The organism is Desulfosalsimonas sp. (assembly GCF_046483245.1).
GTDB lineage: Bacteria > Desulfobacterota > Desulfobacteria > Desulfobacterales > Desulfosalsimonadaceae > Desulfosalsimonas.
The window spans coordinates 1-19,215 of sequence record NZ_JAWODO010000135.1; the positions used below are offsets into that span (position 1 = coordinate 1).

The 19,215-nt window shown below is 55.9% G+C and carries 16 protein-coding genes; 11 read left to right on the forward strand and 5 right to left on the reverse strand.

Annotated elements, in window-relative coordinates:
* Positions 1-1,233 precede the first annotated feature (1,233 nt).
* Positions 1,234-2,238 (forward strand): HD-GYP domain-containing protein, encoded by a 1,005-nt coding sequence (locus tag R6U41_RS11555; protein ID WP_410269989.1) that lies wholly within the window; start codon positions 1,234-1,236, stop codon positions 2,236-2,238.
* A gap of 24 nt (positions 2,239-2,262) precedes the next feature.
* Here the strand turns inward: R6U41_RS11555 and R6U41_RS11560 are convergent, their stop codons facing one another.
* Positions 2,263-4,470 carry an HAD-IIB family hydrolase gene (locus R6U41_RS11560; RefSeq protein ID WP_410269990.1) on the reverse strand — a complete coding sequence of 736 codons (2,208 nt, stop codon included), beginning with the start codon at positions 4,468-4,470 and terminating at the stop codon, positions 2,263-2,265.
* 19 nt (positions 4,471-4,489) lie between these two features.
* Entirely contained in the window at positions 4,490-5,371 is an 882-nt protein-coding gene (locus tag R6U41_RS11565; protein ID WP_410269991.1) for a carbohydrate kinase family protein, read from the reverse strand.
* Positions 5,372-5,519: 148 nt separating this feature from the next.
* Between R6U41_RS11565 and R6U41_RS11570 the strand changes: the two genes are divergently transcribed.
* The 9 genes from R6U41_RS11570 (at position 5,520) to R6U41_RS11610 (ending at position 14,984) form a co-directional block, all read left to right on the forward strand.
* Positions 5,520-5,642, forward strand: coding sequence for a hypothetical protein (locus R6U41_RS11570; RefSeq protein WP_410269992.1), 123 nt, complete (start codon positions 5,520-5,522; stop codon positions 5,640-5,642).
* Entirely contained in the window at positions 5,639-6,022 is a 384-nt protein-coding gene (locus R6U41_RS11575; RefSeq protein WP_410269993.1) for an ArsR/SmtB family transcription factor, read from the forward strand. The genes R6U41_RS11570 and R6U41_RS11575 overlap by 4 nt, the downstream gene beginning before the upstream one ends.
* A gap of 18 nt (positions 6,023-6,040) precedes the next feature.
* Complete coding sequence (locus R6U41_RS11580; RefSeq protein WP_410269994.1) at positions 6,041-8,053, forward strand: heavy metal translocating P-type ATPase; 2,013 nt, start codon at positions 6,041-6,043, stop codon at positions 8,051-8,053.
* A gap of 44 nt (positions 8,054-8,097) precedes the next feature.
* Positions 8,098-9,363 (forward strand): molybdopterin molybdotransferase MoeA, encoded by a 1,266-nt coding sequence (locus tag R6U41_RS11585; protein ID WP_410269995.1) that lies wholly within the window; start codon positions 8,098-8,100, stop codon positions 9,361-9,363.
* A gap of 2 nt (positions 9,364-9,365) precedes the next feature.
* The gene (locus R6U41_RS11590; protein ID WP_410269996.1) at positions 9,366-9,545 is read left to right on the forward strand and encodes a hypothetical protein; all 180 of its coding nucleotides are present in this window, start codon (positions 9,366-9,368) and stop codon (positions 9,543-9,545) included.
* A gap of 153 nt (positions 9,546-9,698) precedes the next feature.
* Entirely contained in the window at positions 9,699-12,014 is a 2,316-nt protein-coding gene (gene ptsP / locus R6U41_RS11595) for a phosphoenolpyruvate--protein phosphotransferase (protein ID WP_410269997.1), read from the forward strand.
* Positions 12,015-12,039: 25 nt separating this feature from the next.
* Positions 12,040-12,690: an HAD-IB family phosphatase gene (locus R6U41_RS11600; protein ID WP_410269998.1), complete on the forward strand. Its 651-nt coding sequence runs from the start codon at positions 12,040-12,042 to the stop codon at positions 12,688-12,690.
* 37 nt (positions 12,691-12,727) lie between these two features.
* Complete coding sequence (gene pgm, locus R6U41_RS11605; protein WP_410269999.1) at positions 12,728-14,377, forward strand: phosphoglucomutase (alpha-D-glucose-1,6-bisphosphate-dependent); 1,650 nt, start codon at positions 12,728-12,730, stop codon at positions 14,375-14,377.
* A complete protein-coding gene (locus R6U41_RS11610; protein ID WP_410270000.1) occupies positions 14,367-14,984 on the forward strand; it encodes a class I SAM-dependent methyltransferase in 618 nt (205 codons plus the stop codon). Before pgm ends, R6U41_RS11610 begins: the two co-directional genes overlap by 11 nt.
* On the opposite strand, the gene R6U41_RS11615 is transcribed toward R6U41_RS11610, so the two are convergent.
* Both R6U41_RS11615 and R6U41_RS11620 read right to left on the reverse strand, forming a co-directional pair.
* Positions 14,968-15,696 carry a methyltransferase domain-containing protein gene (locus R6U41_RS11615; protein WP_410270001.1) on the reverse strand — a complete coding sequence of 243 codons (729 nt, stop codon included), beginning with the start codon at positions 15,694-15,696 and terminating at the stop codon, positions 14,968-14,970. The genes R6U41_RS11610 and R6U41_RS11615 overlap by 17 nt on opposite strands.
* Positions 15,662-16,915 (reverse strand): glycosyltransferase family 4 protein, encoded by a 1,254-nt coding sequence (locus R6U41_RS11620; protein WP_410270002.1) that lies wholly within the window; start codon positions 16,913-16,915, stop codon positions 15,662-15,664. Before R6U41_RS11620 ends, R6U41_RS11615 begins: the two co-directional genes overlap by 35 nt.
* Before the next feature lie 921 nt (positions 16,916-17,836).
* On the opposite strand from R6U41_RS11620, the gene R6U41_RS11625 reads away from it, so the two are divergent.
* On the forward strand, positions 17,837-18,760 hold the full coding sequence (locus R6U41_RS11625; RefSeq protein WP_410270003.1) for a dihydroorotate dehydrogenase: 924 nt from the start codon (positions 17,837-17,839) through the stop codon (positions 18,758-18,760).
* 32 nt (positions 18,761-18,792) lie between these two features.
* Here the strand turns inward: R6U41_RS11625 and R6U41_RS11630 are convergent.
* Positions 18,793-19,215, reverse strand: a 423-nt coding sequence (locus R6U41_RS11630) for an alpha-isopropylmalate synthase regulatory domain-containing protein (protein ID WP_410270004.1), incomplete at its 5' end; no start/stop codon positions are given.

The window sequence follows — 19,215 nt, forward strand, 5'->3', positions numbered from 1 at the left end:
AATTGTTTTTTACAGGGATATCCTTTGAATTTGGATACCTAAAGAATTGATCAACCCAAAAGATGCTTTCCAATGTGTTTTACAGGGTTATCAAATTTGAGCATGGTCCCCAAGGAAGCCCGAAGGGCGGGGGCGGGTTTTTGAAGGGACATTGAGGGTTTTTGCGAAAAGATTCAGGCAATGCCGAAGCCGGAAAATTTCAAATTGTTTGAGGGCGCTTGCGCCCGAGTTTTTGAAATTTCGGCGAAGGCATTGCCTGAATCTTTTCGCAAAAAGGCTCAGGAGCGAAAAAACCGGCCCAGGCCGCAGGGCTTCCTTCCTCCAAGCCAGCACCATTTTCAACCCGGAAGAAGTCACAACCGCAACATCGGCATAACCAAGGCGTAAGCAGCTTGTGGCGGTTTTCGCATGAGCCGTGTCGGGTGCGGTTTGTTTGTCTGCGGCGCGCTTTCGGCGATCGGCCGGGACTTTGGCTGGAATTTTAAAAACTCGGGCTGATCGCCCTCAGACAGTTTAAAATTCCGGACGCCAAAGCCCCGGCTCCGATCTTATGCCGAAACCGCGCCAATGCAGCCAAACAAACCACCCCCGCCCCGCCACATGACCAACGCACTGGAAAGATGTTTCAGCAACTGGTCTTTACCAAGAGCTCCTTTGGGTTTGGATACCTAAATAGTTGGTCAAGCCGAAAGGGGGGCCAGTGTGTTTTACAGAGTTGTCGAATTCGGGCGTGGGTCTCCAAGGAAGCCCGAAGGGCGGGGGCGGGTTTTTGAAGCGACATTGAGAATTTTTGCGGGAAAATTCAGCCGGTGCCGGAGCCGGAAAATTTCAAACTGTTTGAGGGCGAATGCCCGAGTTTTTGAAATTTTGGCGAAGGCATCGGCTGAATCCGCAAAAAGGCTCAGGAGCGAAAAAAACCCGCCCCCGGCCGCAGGGTTTCCTTCCTCCAGGCCACCACCATCTTTAACCCGGAAGCAGTCACAGCTGCAACATCGGCATAACCAAGGCGAAAGCTACTTATGTCGGTTTTCGCATGTGTCGGGGCACGGGCAGCGAGGCCAACCCGGCTGCCATGCTCACGGACAAAAAGCGAAACGCAAAGGTGGTGATCATGAACCGATCATGTTGCTTTTTGGGCGTCATGCCTAAACAATTTCTGGCTTTGTCCGATAAGTCTTATTCAACGGCTACGGCGCAAATCTATACAGACCCGAGGATGTTGGGGAGTTGAAAATGAGCGGCGCCTCCTACAGGCAAAAAAGTGAAGTATCCCGAAACGAGCTGCAGCCGGAGGGCAATTATTTTCCCGTGTCCCCGGATACGCTCAATCCCAATGCACTGACCGATTTCCAGGTATATTTTAAACGGGGCAGCCGATATGTGCTCTACACCCGGGAACGCCAGTATTTTTCCAATGAGCTCAAGCAGCGTCTGGTGGACAACGGCATTGATACGGTTTATATCCCGTATGATCAGCAGCCATCCTATGAAACCTATATGCTCGACAACCTGGAATGGATTTTAAATGATCCGGAAATTTCCGTGGATGTCCGATCTCGGGTGTTTCTGGACATTACCTCCGGGCAGGTGAAAAAAATCTTTGAAGACCGAATGCCGGCACTGGACGAAAATTCCCTTGAAGGGGTGAGCCATGTTGTGAAATCAAGCCTTTCGTTTTTGTCCACCCCCGAGGCCATGGAAAATATCGGCCGGTTTGTTTCTCATGATTATCAGACTTTTTCTCACGGCGTGCATGTGTTTACTTATACCATGATGCTGATGAATTGCCTGGCCGAACAATGGGAGGAGCAGACCCTGGTGGACGTGGGCGTGGGGGCTTTGCTCCATGATATCGGCAAAACCCACGTACCGGTCAGGATTTTAAACAAGCCGGGGCCGTTAAACGAACAGGAATGGAAACAGATCCGACTTCATCCTGTGCACGGCATGCGCATGTGCACCAATGTGTATTTGCCCCAGGTGAGTTTGAACTGCATTGTGTTTCATCATGAGAAATTCGACGGCACCGGATATCCCACCGGCATGCAGCAGGAGGAAATTCCCGTGCCGGTGCGCGTGCTGACCTGTTGTGACGTCTATGACGCCATAACCTCAAAGCGTTCCTATGCCCCGGCCAAAACACCGTTTGAAGCATTGAAGATCATGGGCGAGGAAATGCAGGGCGCGTTGGATCCCCGGATTTTCAAAACGTTTATCAAGGTCCTGGGCAAACAGTAATAGCCGGATTAAAAAGGCCCCGGCTCAGGTCTTTTTTCCGGTTTTGCCTGTGGTGAACCGGTATTTCCAAATACCTTCCAGAATGCCGCCGGAGCCGGGGGCTTCAGCGAAATAGATTTTGTTGACCCCTTTTAATTCCTCGAGCTCCGGGCTGTAGTTGCCCACAACCACCCCCATTTGCTCTCCGCGCAGCATTTCCGCGTCATTTCCCGAATCCCCGCTGACCAGAAAATGCGACAATGGGATTTCCCATTTGTAGCTTAAATATCGGATGGCCTTGCCCTTGGATGCCCGGTAGGGGATGATGTCGAGATATTTTTCATGGGAATAGACCAGGGTGTAGCGGATCTTGTTTTTTGTCAGGATGTCATGGATTTTGGCAATCCGGTCCTTTCCTGGATCCATGTCATAGCTGATCTTGTATTTGCGCTGGGCCGCCTTGTCCTGGAGCTTGAGAAAGCTGAATTGTTTCATCAGTTTTTTGATTTTTTCCGGTTCCCATCGCTGGGCGACATGTGTATCCCAGCCCTGATCATACTGCAGATTCCGGCCGTAGTAGATTTCCGTGCCCACGTCCGAGATCACCACATCCGGCCGGGGCAGACCGTGTTTTTCCAGCACCTCCATGGCCGAGTCCGCCCGCCGGCCAGTGGCCACGCCAAAACCCACCTTAGCGCGGTTTTCCGTAAGCCACTGGATCAGCTCGGTCAGGTGAGTGTTGTCCTGCCCGATCAGGGTGTTGTCAATGTCGGTGATCAGAAAAAAATTGACTTTGGACAGGCGCTTGCCAATGGATTTTTCCTTTGCTGATGCCCTTTGCTGTCGGCTGGTGCCGAATCTTTCATCCAGAAGCTGGATCACGGCATCTGTGAAGGACTGGGCGTGACTGTCCCAGGTGTAGTATTTGCGCACGTTCATGATGCCGTTTTTGGAGTATTGCTGCCACAGTTCCTCATCTGTGAGGATTTTGCGGATGGCATCGGCGATTTCCCCCGGATCGTCGGGGTTGATGAGAATGCCGTTTTCGCAGTTGCCGATGATATCTTTGGGGCCGCCGTCATTTGTGGCCACCAGGGGCAGGCCCGTGGCTGCTGCTTCCAGCAGGGTCAGGCCAAAGGGCTCTGTGAGGGCCGGGTTGACAAATACCCCGCGTTTTTCCGCGGCAATCCGGTAGAGCTCCGGCACTTCATATTCCACGTCATGCTTTTTGGGGATGGCCATTTTGCCGTAAAGATCATAGCGGTCCATCATCAACAGCATCCGCGTGAGCACTTCCTTTTCATTTTCCTCCATTTCGTTGATATCCTTGCGGATGCCGGCAAACACGGCCAGGTTGGCCATGGCCTGTAGTTCGCGGTCTTCACCGAATGCCTGGATCAGGCCGGAGATGTTTTTGCGCTTGTCCGGACGGGAAAGGGCCAGGATCAGCGGCTTGTCCGGATACATCAAAAATCGTTCCAGCTGGTTGAGCAGACTGGCCTGGGCATACTTGGAAAATTCGGATTTTTCAACTTCTGGCAGCCGGTCATGGTAATAGGGATGGAACCGGTCCACGTCGATACCTGGTGGGATGACCTTGTATTCCGGGGTTTTGGCATTTTTGTAAACCCCGTACTGGTCCTCGATTTCCTGGTTGGTGCTGGTAACAATCAGGTCGGCTTTTTTCAGGATTTGCTCTTCTGCCTTGATGCGGGTTTCGATATTGTATTTTTTGTTTATCTCCGACTCCCGCATTCCGTCGTTTAGCAATTTCTGTTTCTTGGGAATTCCCAGGGAATGGCCAGTGAACACAAAGGGCAGCCCGTAGAGCTCTGAGAGTTTCATGGCCACATATCCCGCATCCGGATAATGGCCGTGAAACAGGTCCGGGATATCGTCTTGTTTCTTGATGAATTTGATGACCTTGTCCACATATTCATCCAGGTAGGGCCAGAGCAGCTCCTTTCGCATGTAGCGCTTGCCCCGGCACTGGATGCGAACAATCCGGCAATTGTCGCTGAACTCTTCCACAGGCTGCGCATAATCGTCTGAAACCCTAGGGTCTTCGATGAAGCGTGTAAACAGGTCCACCCGGCGCACATTTTTGCTGCGGCTCAGATGCTTGGCCAGTTCCACCACATAAAGCACCTGGCCGCCGGTATCTGCATCCCGGCCCAGTTCCGGGTTTTGAAAGCGGACCAGGCCGTGGATGCTAAACATTTGAATATAAAGCTGTTTATCCGGTTCCGTCATTGGGCCCTCCTGTGGTGCGTTATAGCAATGTCGAATAAAAGTCCCGGTTTTCCGGGATGGCGCCCTGGATTTGACAGATGCGGGCGGCAAAAGCAGCGGCTTGGTCGAGGATGTGCTCCGGGGACCAGTTTTGCAGGTATCCCAGGGCCACCACTGCAGCATAGGCATCACCTGCGCCCACAGTATCCACGACCGGTCCTTTGTCCGGCACCCGGGTTTCATGGCAGAAGCCGGGGGTGTACAGGCGGCTGCCGCGTTCTGCCATGGTCAGCGAAACCATCTCTATGTCATGGGTTTTCATGAGCCAGGCGATGAAGTCTTTCTCAGATTCGGCATCCCGGCCGAACATGGCCCGGATTTGTATCAGTTCCGCATCATTGATTTTAAGAATATCCGCCCTGTCAATTGAGGCGAGAACCGTCTCTGTGCTGTAGCAGCCGGGGCGCAGGTTGATATCACAGAAGCATTTGGTTGAATCCGCGCGGTTGTCCAGAAAGGCTTTAAGGCGAGCGGCCATTTCCGGCGTGCGCTGAACCAGGGTGCCGAAATAGATCAGTTCCGGGGTTTGGTTATTTACGAAATCCGGCGAGTCGGGCAATTCGATGTGGTCATAGGCGGTATCGGTTATGATCTCAAAACTGTGGCTGCCGCCCTGTTGAGGGTGAACCATCACCTTGCCGGTGGGATGCCGGGGGTCTGACTGAATGTGGCCGGCATCAAATCTGTTTTGCCAAAGAAAGTCAGAAATTTCTTTCCCGATATTGTCCTGCCCGATGCGGGAGATAAAGCAGACCGGCAGGCCCATTTGCTGCAGGTGATAGGAAAAATTAAAAGGCGCCCCGCCGATGCGCCGGTATTGCGGGAAAATATCTACGAGGATTTCGCCGATGACAAGAATCACAATTGTCCTCAGGGGCTTGTGTTGGAATCGATTGGGTATTTTATTGCTAAAGTAAAGCGGTTTTGCGCAATTGTCAAATAACGGGCGGTGCCACGTCCTTTTGTGGGCTGCGATCCGAAGACAGTGCGGCCTTGCCGGAGCCAGCCGAATGAAAGACAAGATTGAACTTGACAATCAATTTGTTCCTTATCATATTATCATTTATTCATATGATGAATTGATTGAAAAAGGCGGTCGTATTTCAGCCGCCCGGAAAGAAGGGGAAAAATGACAGTGCCGGAAAGTCAAAACATTGCGGAAGTATGCGCAACCAAGGTAATCCATCACGATATCATTGCGCAGGTGGATGCGTCCATGCCAGAAGACCGGGGGCTTGCGGATCTGGCCGGGTTTTTTAAAATCTTCGGGGACAAAACCCGCATCCGCATTCTCTGGGCATTGTCTGCAGCGGAAATGTGTGTCTGCGATCTGTGCTGTCTTTTGGGGATGAAGCAGTCCGCTGTTTCCCAGCAGCTCAGGATATTGAAGCAAACCCGTCTGGTCAAATACCGGCGGGAAGGCAAGGTGATATATTATTCCCTGGATGATGCGCATATTCGCCGGGTTCTGGAACTGGGCATGGAGCACGTCATGGAAAGCAAATCATCCTGATTAAAAAAGGAAATTGTCATGTTTGAATCTATAGATAGTGTTAACGGTACGGCTGCGCATGCGGGTGACCCGCAGTGCTGTGCTTCATGCGGATGCAGTCATTCATCCCCCGCAGGCGGGGACGAGGCCTTTGATGTGCGGCGCGAGGTTATAAAACTTGTTGCTGCAGCAGTCTTGTTTGCCGGGGTGCTGCTTTTGGAATATACGGATGTAATCCGCCTTCCGGCAATTGGGTTTTATGTTTTCATTTCAGCCGCTTATTTGACTGCAGGCGTTGGGATTCTGGCGGCAGCCGGGCGTACGCTGGTGAGGGGCGATTTTTTTGACGAAAATGTGCTCATGGCCATTGCCACCCTGGGGGCCATGGCCATCGGTGCCTTTTCAGAGGCCGTGGGCGTGATGATTTTTTACCGGGCCGGAGAGTTTCTTCAGGGCCTGGCCGTGTCCCGATCCAGGCGCTCCATTGCCGCCTTGCTGGCCCAGCGGCCGGATGTGGTCAATTTGAAAACCAAGACCGGAATTTCCCGGGTGGCACCGGAGAGTGTGGCCGTGGGCAGCCTGGTTCTGGTCAAGCCCGGGGAGAAAATCCCCCTGGACGGCCGGATCACGGACGGCTCATCCCAGGTGGACACATCCGCGCTCACAGGGGAATCCGTGCCCAGAGGGGCGGGTGCGGGCGACGAGGTGCTGGCAGGGGGTGTCAACCTTTCAGGCACCCTCACCATTGCGGTCACCCGGCCTTATGATCAGTCCTCCATTGCCCGGATGGTGGAGCTGGTGGAAAATGCGGCCGCCCGCAAGTCCGCCACTGAGCAGTTTATCACCGTCTTTGCCCGATATTACACCCCGGCGGTGGTGGCCGCGGCCGCGGCCGTGGCTTTTGTGCCGCCAATGCTAATCGACGGTGCCGGGTTTCAGCAGTGGATTTACCGTGCCCTGGTACTGCTGGTCATCTCCTGCCCGTGCGCGCTGGTGATCAGTATTCCCCTGGGCTATTTCGGCGGCATCGGCCGGGCCTCCAGGCACGGGGTGCTGGTCAAAGGTTCAAATTATCTCGATGTGCTGGCAAAACTGCACACCGTGGTGTTTGACAAAACCGGGACCCTCACTGAGGGCGTGTTTGAGGTCAATGGCGTTGAAAGCGCAAACGGATACAGCGCTGAGCAGGTGCTGGCCTTTGCAGCCAGGGCCGAGCAGTATTCCAACCATCCCATTGCCAGGGCCATTGTCAAAGCGTTTGACAAAAACGGGGAGCCTGTGAGTCCGGAAGGTGTTTCCGGGCACGGGGAAACTTCGGGTTCAGGGGTTTTCGCCCGGGTTGATGGCAGGAACGTGCTCGTGGGCTCGGGGCGGTATCTTCGCGCTCAGGGAATTTTGCCCGGCCGGGACGGGCAGAACCAGAGCGGCACTGTGACGCATGTTGCCGTGGACGGAAATTATGCCGGCTATATTGTTATCAGTGACCGCATTCGGAAAGAATCGCAAAAAGCGCTTCTCCGGCTGCGCCAAAACGGCGTGCGCCGGATTGTGATGCTTACCGGTGACAACGCTGAAACAGCCCGAACAGTGGCGGAAAACCTAGGCCTTGACGATTATTTTGCCGATCTTCTGCCCGGGGACAAGGTGACGGCATTTGAAAAAATCCAGGCCGATGCGGGCAAGGGGCAGAAGGTCGCATTTGTGGGCGACGGGATCAATGACGCCCCGGTAATCGCCAGGGCTGACGTGGGCGCGGCCATGGGGGCGGCTGGATCGGATGCAGCCATTGAAACCGCAGACGTGGTGCTCATGACCGGCTCGCCGGAGAAAATGGCAGACGCCGTGGCCATGGGCAAACAGACCCGGGGGATTGTGTGGCAGAATATTGTGCTGGCCCTGTCCATCAAGGCGGTGTTTATCGTCCTTGGGGTTGCGGGCATGGCCACCATGTGGGCGGCTGTATTTGCGGATGTGGGCACCGCCTTGCTGGCGGTGATCAATTCCACCCGGCCAATTTCATTTGACGCTGCGGCCGCATATATGAAAAGATAAAAAATTCTGGATTTTTCACACAAGCCCTTGGCGGAGAGTTTTGCATGCGCTGTGACATCGGATTTGACGAGGCCCTGGGCCTGGCCCTGGAAAATGTTTTTCCAATGGCATCTGAGACCATTGCCGTTGACCGGGCAGTGGGCCGGGTGGCGTTTGGGCCGGTGCATGCACGGGTGGACTCGCCTTCGGTCAATGCCTCGCTGAAGGACGGATATGCCGTGGTTTCCGCGGATGTGGAAACAGCCTGCCCGGACTCGCCGGTGCGCCTGGCGCTTTCCGGCGTCATGGCCGCAGGGGACCGGCCCGGGCATGCCGTGTTTCCGGGAAAGACAATGCGCATTTTAAGCGGTGCGGCCATCCCTCCGGGCGCGGATGCAGTGGTGGCAGAAGAATTCACGGATAAGGGTCGGCCCCTGGTTGCGGTGCACGCACCGGCCGAGCCGGGGCGCAACATCCTTGAAAAAGGCACTGACGTGCACTGCGGTGAATGCATTTGCCATGCCGGCGGCCTGCTGACCCCGCAGGTGATCGGGCTGATAGTGGCGGCCGGGATTTTTGAGGTGCCGGTCTGCCGCCGGCCGAAAATCGGGCTTCTGGCCACGGGCAGCGAGATCCTGCTTCCCGGAAAGCCGTTCGAGGCGGGCAAGCTGTATGCCAGCAATGTGGCCCTGCAGCAGGCGTGGCTGGCTGACGGCGGGTTTGACGTGAAAATGCGGGTTTCCGGAGACAGCCGCCGGCAGATGGCAGAGCAAATTCTGGGCTTGGCAGAGCAGACAGACGTGCTGGTCACCTCCGGCGGTGCCTGGAAAGGAGACCGGGATCTGGTGGTGCGGGTCTTGGAGGATCTGGGCTGCAAAATGATTTTTCACCGGGTGCGCATGGGCCCGGGCAAGGCCGTGGGCATGGGCATTCTGGGACAAAAACCCGTGTTCTGCCTTCCCGGGGGACCCGCATCGAATGAAACCGCTTTTTTGTTTATGGTCTACCCGGCCATCCGGAAAATGGCGGGCCTGGTGTTCAGCCCGTATCTCCATCTCCATGGCCGGCTGGAGAGCACGGTGCGCGGCCAGGCGGATTGGACCCAGTTTGTGCAGTGCGACATCAGCAGAAACGGTGCCGGTATTGTTTTGCATCCCAAAAAGTTAAAAAGCCGCATGGCGGCCATGGCCAAAACCCCGGCCGTGATCGTGATTGCCGAGGGAGTGGAACAAATCGATCAGGGCAGCAGGCTGTCTTTTACCTGCTTTGATCCTGCCCTGTTCATGCATCATGGGGCAAATGCGGCCGGAACCGCACAAGGAGGCCTTTGAGCATGTCTGAACAAAAAATCGTGGACCTGCAAAAGCAGCTTGCGGATGTGGAAGAACAAATTGCCGACTTAAATCAACGCATCCCGCCCCATTCGGTCAAGCCGGTGTTTATCCGGCAGCTTGATGAGCTGGAGGAAAAACGCGACCGCATTCAAGAAAAGCTCCGGCAGCTTCAGCAATAGGCCGGCAGTGGCAATTGAGCGGGTTAAATCAATGCCGCCCTTGAATTTCTCCGGTCCCGGGGCTATTTTAAGACAGGACCGGGACACAGTATAAAATCGGAAACACGGGACGCAAGCAGACTCCCGGACAGGAAAGCAACCGGAAAATCACCCATGCAGGCAGAGCAGATCAGCATATTAGAAAATATTTTTCAGACCCTTCAGAACTGCCGGGACCCAGAAACCGCCCTGGACCAGATCGTGGCCCAGGTGGCCCGGCGCCTAAACATTGATGTTTGTTCGGTCTATGTCTATGACCCCATGGAAAATCGCCTGGTGCTCAAAGCCACCCACGGGCTTTCCGCCTCATTTGTGGATTATATTGAAATGGACATCAGCGAGGGGCTGACCGGTATGGCTGTGGAGCAGATGCAGCCGGTGCTGGTGGTCAATCCTGCCGCCCATGCCAGGTTCAAGTATTACGCTGGAAGCGGTGAAGAACGCTATGCCACTTTTCTCGGACTTCCCCTGATTTATCACCAGAAGGTGCTCGGGGTACTGGTAGTCCAGACGGTGGCGGAAAACGGCATCCGGGAGGAGGACATCCCTTTGTTTTCCAATATCGCAAGCCAGATTTCGGCCACTGTTGCCTATACCGGGCTTTTAGAAGACCTGTCTGTACGCAGGCCCCTAACCCGCCAGAAGCTTCCGGTTGTGGAAATAGCCCGAAGCCTGCCTGATAAGCCGGCTCCGGATTATCTCCGGGGTGATCCCGTATCCGAGCAGGTGGCAGAGGGGTATGCCCATTATCTGCCGGAAAACATCGATTTTGATCAGGTGCAGTGCAGCTGGTCCGAATCTCCCGGGTCGGAATTGGAGCGGTTAAATAATGCTTTTGACCGGGCTGCAGGCCAGATACGGCAGGTGGCGCGCACTGGTGCGGGCATCTCCGAGCAGGAATCGGCCATTCTTGACGCCCATCTGATGTTTCTGCGGGATGCGGGATTGAAACGCAAAATCAAGGCACAGATCGATTCGGGCAAATGTGCTGAGTATGCCTTAAAACAGGTGATCCTGGAGTACGTGGAAAATTTTCGGGGCATGGAGGATGCCTATTTAAGCGAGCGGGCCGCAGACGTGCTCGATATCGGCAGACGGGTGCTGGGTCATCTGGTGGGTGTCTCCGGCGATCCCCACGAGCCCATGACCCGTCCCACCATTGTGGTGGCATCAGACATTTCCCCCGTGGATCTGCTGGCCATGCGCCAGCCCAACCTAAAGGCCATTGTCACCGCCCGGGGAGGACGCACATCCCATACGGTGATCCTGGCCCGATCCCTGGAAATCCCCATTGTCATCGGGGTTGAGGGCCTGTTTGAAAATGTTCGTGAAAAGGACTACCTGATCGTGGATGGATCCTCTGGGTTTGTATTTGTCAATCCCGAGGAGACCGTTCGGGACGAATATGCGCGCAGGCAGGCGGAAAATCAGCAGATTCGGCTGCGCCTGTCCGCGCTGCGGGACCTGCCGGCCGTCACGCTTGACGGGGTGCACGTGCGGCTCGGGGCCAATATCGGCCTGCTTTCCGATATTCCCCATGTCCGGGAATACGGTGCGGATCACATCGGCCTGTACCGCACCGAGTTTCCGTTTCTGCTCAGAAAAACCTTTCCCACTGAAGAAGAGCAGGTGGATCTTTACACCCGCATGCTGCAGAAGGCAGAAGGCAGAACCGTTACCATCCGGACCTTTGACGTGGGGGGAGACAAGTTTCTGTCCTACCTGGATTATCCAAAGGAGGACAATCCCTTTCTGGGATGGCGCTCCATCCGCATCAGCCTGGAGCTTGAAGAGGAATTCAGAAAACAGATCCGGGCCATTTTGCGCGCCTCTGCCCATGGTCCCGTGCATTTGCTGTTTCCCATGATTTCCGGGGTTGAGGAGATCCGAAAGGTGATCGCTCTGGTGGATGCCGAAAAACAGGCCCTGGATGAAAAGGGCATTGAATATGACCGTCAGATTGCCACGGGCATTATGATCGAGGTGCCCGGGGCTGCGGCCATTCTCGGCCGGCTGCTCAAATACGTGGATTTCGTGAGCATCGGCACAAATGACCTGATCCAGTATCTGCTGGCCGTGGACCGCAACAACAAAAAGGTGGGCAATCTCTACAATGCCCTGCATCCCTCCGTGATTGTCACAATTGCCGAGATTGTCAATGTCTGCAGGCAGCATCACAAGCCGGTGAGTATCTGCGGGGAATCGGCATCCAAGCAGGAATGCCTGCTTTTGTACGTGGGCATGGCCGCAGATCGTATCAGCATGACGCCTTCCTCGATTCCTGCGGCCAAGCAGTTTATCCGAGGCATCCGGTACGAGGACGCCCGCCATGCCCTGGATGCGGTTTTGGAAATGGAGGATGTGGAAAGCATCAATGATTTTCTGAGCCATTATATTGAAAATCTTTCTTCTAACCATCCAGAAAATTGAACAAGACAGCCGGAGCCTCTTTTTCATGAACAACGGCCAAAGCGTTAAACCCTACGTGTTTTGTGATTTTGACGGCACCATCACCGCAGAGGAAAGCCTGCAGGCGGTGCTGGAGCATTTTCTGCCCAAAGAGTGGCATCAGATGAAAACCAAACTCGAATCCGGGGCCGTGACCCTGCGCAGCGGGGTGCGGGAGATGCTTGAAGCCATTTCCTCTGACCAGTATCCGGACACCCTTGATTTTGTGCGCCAAATTCCCCTGCGGCCGGGTTTTGCCGAACTGCTGGCATTTCTCAGGGCCCGGGATATTCCCTTTGTGGTAATTTCCGGGGGCGTGCGGGGCATGGTGGAAGCCGGGCTCGGGTATTTGACGGGCCAGGTGGATGAAATCTTTGCCGTTGACGTGGACGACTCCGGCCCTTTTCTAAAGGTGCATTCCGGGTTTGAAGGCGGAGATGAACTGGTGGCCAAGGCAGCGGTGATGGACCGGTTTGACGCGGATTTCCGGGTGGTTATCGGCGATGGAATGACCGATCACAACATGGCCCGCCACGGGAATCTGGTGTTTGCCCGGGGCCGGCTGGCCCGGTATCTGGAAAAACACAACATCGATCATGTCCCCTGGAAGGATTTTCACGATGTCCGCAAAGTTCTCGAAAAGCGATTTTCACGATAACTCAGTGTGTTAAACTCCGGAACAAAGGAAGTCTGCCATGTCCGTACACGAAAAAGCCGGCAAGCGCGCCACAAGTGACATGCTGATCCATGTGCCCGGGCTGGTTTCAGCCTATTACACCCGGCATCCGGATCCGGACGACCCCGCCCAGCAGGTGGCTTTCGGCACCTCGGGACACCGTGGCTCGTCGCTTCGCAACAGCTTCAACCAGGCCCATATCCTGGCGGTCAGCCGGGCCATCTGCGAGTACCGCAAACGGGAAAATATTTCAGGCCCGCTGTTTATGGGCATGGATACCCATGCCTTGTCCGAGCCGGCCCTGATCACCGCCCTGGAAGTGTTTGCCGCAGCAGAAATTCCCGTGATGATCCAGAAAGGTTTGGGCTATACCCCCACGCCGGTGATCTCCCATGCCATTTTGACCTACAACCATGGGCGCAGCCAGGGCCTGGCAGACGGGGTGGTGATCACCCCTTCCCACAACCCGCCCGAGGACGGGGGGTTTAAATACAATCCGCCCCATGGCGGACCTGCGGGAACCGATGTCACCGGCCTGATCCAGGACCGGGCCAATGAGCTTATGGCCAAAGGGGTGGAAAACATTGCCCGCATCCCCTTTGAAAGGGCGAAAAAGGCCGCCACTACCCGGGAATACGATTATATCGAGCCTTACGTGGAGGATCTGCAAAATGTTGTGGATATGGACACCATTTCCCGTGCGGGTCTTAAAATCGGGGTGGATCCCATGGGCGGTGCGGCGGTGTATTTCTGGGAGCCCATTGCCCGGAAATACGGCCTGGATCTGGAAGTGGTCAACACCGGGGTTGATCCGGCCTTTGGGTTCATGCATTTGGACAAGGACGGAAAAATCCGCATGGATTGTTCATCTCCCTATGCCATGGCCGGCCTGATTGATTTAAAGGACCGCTTTGACATCGCCTTTGGCAATGACCCGGACGTGGACCGCCACGGCATTGTCACCAAAAGCGCAGGACTGCTCAATCCCAACCATTACCTGACCACAGCCATCTGGTATCTTTTCGCAAACCGTCCCCGATGGCCCCAGGGCGCAGCCGTGGGCAAAACACTGGTTTCCACGGCCATGATTGACCGGGTGGCAAAATTTCTCAAACTTCCCCTGCAGGAGGTGCCGGTGGGGTTTAAATGGTTTGTGGAAGGACTTTTGAGCGGCCAATACGGGTTTGCCGGCGAGGAAAGCGCCGGGGCTTCATTTTTGAGAAAAGACGGCACGGTCTGGTCCACGGACAAGGACGGCATTATCTTAAACCTGCTGGCAGCCGAGATCACCGCAGCCACCCGGACCGATCCCGCGGGCATTTACAGCCGGATCGAGGAACAATTCGGCCAGTGCGTCTATGAGCGTATGGACGCCCCGGCAACAGCGGAGCAGAAACGGATTTTAAAAAATCTGTCTCCGGAAATGATTGCAGCAGATGAACTGGCAGGTGAGCCCATAGAGCAGGTGCTGACCCGGGCGCCGGCCAATGATGCCCCCATCGGCGGGCTCAAGGTGGTTGCCCCAAACGGCTGGTTTGCCGCCCGGCCCTCGGGCACTGAGGAAATTTACAAGATTTACGCAGAAAGCTTTAAGGGAAAGGATCACTTGCGTCAGATTCAGCAGCAGGCCCGGCAGATTGTGAAAAAAGCCTTTGAAAATGGAAATTGATCCTGCGCTTGTCCGGCAGACCAAGGGTTTTCTGGACCCGGAAGAAGGCCGGCGGCTTTATGAACTGGCCCTGGAGGCCTCATTGAAGGGCCCTTGCCTTGAAATCGGCAGCTATTGCGGGAAATCCAGCCTTTACCTGGGGGCGGGCTGCCGGCACAACAACGGTATCCTGTTTTCCGTGGACCACCATCGCGGCTCAGAGGAACAGCAGCCCGGGGAGGGCTATTTTGACCCGGAAACCTGGGATCCGCGCACCGGCCGAATTGACACACTGCCGCTGTTTCGCACCACCCTGGAACGCGCCGGGCTTGAGCAGACAGTGGTGCCCCTGGCAAGTGCCTCCCCGGTTGCCGCCCGCATGTGGGCCACACCGCTTTGTCTGGTGTTCATCGACGGCGGACACAGCCATGAAGCGGCGTTTGCCGACTACAACGCCTGGGCCACCCATGTGACGGCCGGCGGTTTTCTGGTGATCCATGATATTTTCAAAAACCCGGAAGAAGGCGGCCAGGCCCCGCATCACATCTATGAGCTGGCCCTGGCCTCAGGTTTGTTTGAGGCCCTGCCCATGACAAAGACCCTCGGGGTGCTCAGGCGGCTTTCCTGAAATAGAGCACCATGCTTTTTCCCAGTACAGGATTTAAAAGACGGTCAGCCACGCGGGTGATTTTGGGCTTTTTCATCAGATCCCAGGTCAAAAACCGGTGGTATGCCGCAACCGGGGCGGCGGAATCGTTTTCCGGCCCGGCCATGCATTTGAGCCACCAGTAGGGTGAGTGCAGGCTGTGGGCCCAATGGCGGCTCGTCAGCTTCAGGCCCAGGGACGCAAACAGGCCGGTGATCTGTTTTTTGCGGTATATGCGCACATGGCCGCCATCGGTGTTGGAATAGGTTTCCGAAAGTGCCCAGCAGATTCTTTCCGGGAAATACCGGGGAACGCTGACCGCCAGGCTTCCGCCGGGCTTGAGCATTCTGTAAAGTTCTTCAGCGGCCTGCTTGTCATCGGAGATGTGCTCCATGACCTCGGAGCAGATCACATGGTCAAAGCTGTTATCGGCAAAGGGCAGTTTTAGAATACTTGCGGCGCACAAGGCCCATCTGCTCTGATAGGGCCCGCCGTACTGTTCGTGGATGCGGATGTGCTCATCTGCTTTTGCCAGATCCGCAATGTTGATGTCTGCCCCCACCACCGTGACCCCCGGCCGGGCGCAGGCCCCGCACACGTGGCGGCCCGCCCCGCAGCCCATGTCCAGAATTCTGTGGCCGGATCGGATACCCAGGCGGTTATAGTCGATGGTAATCATCAATGGTCCTTTCATAAGCGGCGGCTGTTTTTTCCGCTACCGCGTTCCAGCTCAGGTGCCGGCGCACCCGCTCGTATCCGGCTTGTCCGATTTTCCGGGCTTTTTCCGGGTGATCCAGCAGGTCCGTGATGGCTGCGGCCAGGGCCTTTGGATCCGCCGGCGGCACCAGGACGCCGGCATCGCCAACCACCTCGGGAAGGGCCCCGCCTGTTGTGCTGATCACAGGCACGGCGCAGGCCATGGCCTCGCCCGCGGGCAGACCGAAGCCCTCGTATACCGACGGCACCACAGCCATTGCGGCCCGGGCGTACTGGCGCACGAATTGCCCGTAGGATATGCGGCCGGTAAAGGTGACAATGCGGCCAAGACCCAGCTGTCTGACCATTTTTTCCACCATGCCGTTTTTTTTGGGCGTGCCCACCACAATGAGCCGCACCTTTCGGGTTCGGGCCACTGCGGCCACTGCGGGCAAAAGATGGTGCAGGCCCTTTAAGGGGGTGTCCGCGCTGTTGGTGACAATGATCCGGCCGGGCTCGCGCTCGATTTCGGCAATAGGGTAGAACAGCTCGGTGTTGATGCCGTTTGGCACAACCGAGAACCGGTTTTCCGGGATTTTGAATTCCCGGCTGATATGCTGGCGGGTAAAGCGGGAAACCGTTATCAGGCCGGGCAGGGTGCGCGCCACCTGCTTTTGCATCCCGATAAAGGAATACCACCGGATCTGCTGGAGCTTTTTCCAGAACACGGGCTCGGTTTTCACGGAAACATCCCGGTCCACGGTAATGGGATGATGAATGGTGGCAATCACCGGCATTTTCCGCTTGATCGACCAGATTCCGTAGGAAAGGCTCTGGTTGTCATGCACGATGTCATAGCCGTGGGTCTTTTCTCTGAAAAACCGGGCCGCCCGCATGCCAAAGCAGAAGGGTTCGGGAAAGCCCATGGTGGACACACCGAGCCATTCAAGAAAATTTGCCGTGTCTGCCAGCTCTTTAGCAGAAGGCATGCGAAACAGGTTTTCCGGATTGTACAAGTCCAGGCCCGGCAGTTTGATCAGGCCCACTTTGTCATCGAGCACCGGGTATTCAGGCCCGGAGACCACATCCACGTGATGGCCAAGGCGCACCAGGGCGGTGCTGAGATTGCGCACGTATACGCCCTGGCCGCCGCAGTGGGGATTGCTGCGGTAGCTCAGCAGGCAGATACGCAAGGGTCTTTGGATTGGGGTTTTCATTTGAACCCTTCAATACAGCCCGGACAGTCGGACCGTCAAGATGTTTTTCCCCTGCACCCGGCAGTTGCCCCGGCCGCAGGGCTTCCTTCCTCTAGGCCACCACCATCTTCAACCCGGAAGAAGTCACAGCCGCAACATCGGCATAACCAAGGCGGAAGCTGCTTATGTCGGTTTTCGCATGTGTCTGGGCGGGTGCGGTTTGTTTGTCTGCGGCGTGCTTTCGGCGATCGGACCGGGGCGTTGGCTGGAATTTTAAAAACTCGGGCTGATCGCCCTCAGACAGTTTAAAATTCCGGGCGCCAAAGCCCCGGTCCGATCTTATGCCGAAACCGCGCCAATGCAGCCAAACAAACCACCCCCGCCCCGCCACATGACCAACGCACTGGAAATATGCAGCAGCGATTGCTTTTTAACGGGAAGTCCTCTGAATTTGAATCGATGCAGGGTTGATGACCTGGAAGGGCGTTTCTAATGTGTTTTAAGGAGTTATTGCATTTGTGAGAGGGCCCCAAGGAAGCCCGAAGGGCGGGGGCGGGTTTTTGAAGCGACATTGAGAATTTTTGCGGGAAAATTCAGCCGGTGCCGGAGCCGGAAAATTTCAAACTGTCTGAGGCCGTAAGGCCGAGTTTTTGAAATTTTGGCGAAGGCATCGGCTGAATCCGCAAAAAGGCTCAGGAGCGAAAAAACCGGGCCCGGCCGCAGGGCTTCCTTCCTCCAGGCCACCACTTTTTTTGCAGAAGCAGGCGTCAAAGCAGCAGCAGTGATATAACCAGCTTGTTTTGATTTTCGCATGTGTCGGGTCGGCTACGGACGGGATTTTTCCGGTTTTCCTTCTTGACCGATCCGCGGTTTCATGTCATTGATTTTCACTGCACTAAGGAGTCTTTTATCCCCATTGTCTGTCAAAACGGAAAAGGTGTCATGACCCAAAACCCGGACCTGGCCGTGGATATCGGCGGCATTTGTCTGAAAAATCCCGTGATGACCGCATCCGGCACTTTCGGCTACGGCCTGGAGTTCTCGGATCTGGTGGACCTCAATGCCCTGGGGGCCATTGTGGTCAAGGGCCTTTCCCTGCAGCCGGCAGCCGGCAACCCCCCGCCGCGGATCGTGGAAACCGCCTGCGGCATGTTAAACGCCATCGGCCTGGAGAACATCGGCATCCAGGCTTTTTTAAACGACCGGCTGCCCAGGCTGGCTGCCTATGACACCCCGGTGATTGTCAATACCTATGCCAAAACCGTGGAGGATTACGCAGAGTTAGCCGGGCGCATGGACCCGGTAGAACAGATTGCGGGCATGGAAATCAATATTTCATGCCCCAATGTCAAGGCCGGGGGAGTGGCCTTTGGGGTGGATCCGGATGCTGCGGCCACGGTGGTGACCGCAGTTCGCAAAAAAATCGCAAAGCCGGTGATTGTCAAACTTTCTCCCAATGTCTCAGATATTGTCTGCATTGCAAAAAAGGTGGAAGACTGCGGAGCTGACGCTGTGTCCCTGATCAACACCATCACCGGTATGGCCGTTGACATCCATACCCGCCGTCCCAAGCTGGGCAATATCACCGGCGGACTGTCCGGCCCGGCCATCAAGCCCGTTGCCCTGCGCATGGTATGGCAGGTGGCAGGGGCTGTAAACATCCCTGTTATCGGCATCGGCGGCATCATGTGCGCCGAGGATGTCCTGGAATTCATGATCGCCGGGGCCACGGCCGTGGAGGTGGGCACGGCCAATTTTGTCAATCCCTCCGTGACCACCGAAATCATCGACGGCCTTGTTGCCTATATGGAGCAAAATCGCATCAGCCGGATTGCCGATCTGATCAAAACCATAAAAGCCGATTAATCAGACCCCCGCAGCCGGTGCGTGGAAATGTTTTAAAGCGCCTCAGATGTGCGCGCCGGGTTTTCCTTTAGATATTCCAGCCGGTTTAGCCCATTGATATATGCGTATGCACTGGCGGTGATAATATCCGGGTCCGCACCCCGGCCCAGGGCAATGACTTCATCTTCCTTGAGCCGCACTGTCACTTCGCCCTGGGCGTCCGTGCCCCCGGTCAGGGCGTTGACAGAAAAGCGCAGAAGCGAGGATTGGGTTTGGGTCAGCTCGGATATGGCGTTAAACGTCGCGTCAATGGGGCCGTTTCCGCTGCCGGTGCAAAAGGCTTCCGCGCCGTTGATCAGCATTTTAACGGTGGCCGTGGGCAGCACGGTGGTGCCGGCGGTGACATGCAGATACTGCAGGGAATAAATGTCTGCCGTGCGCAAAACCCCTTCATTGACCAGGGCCTCGAGATCCTC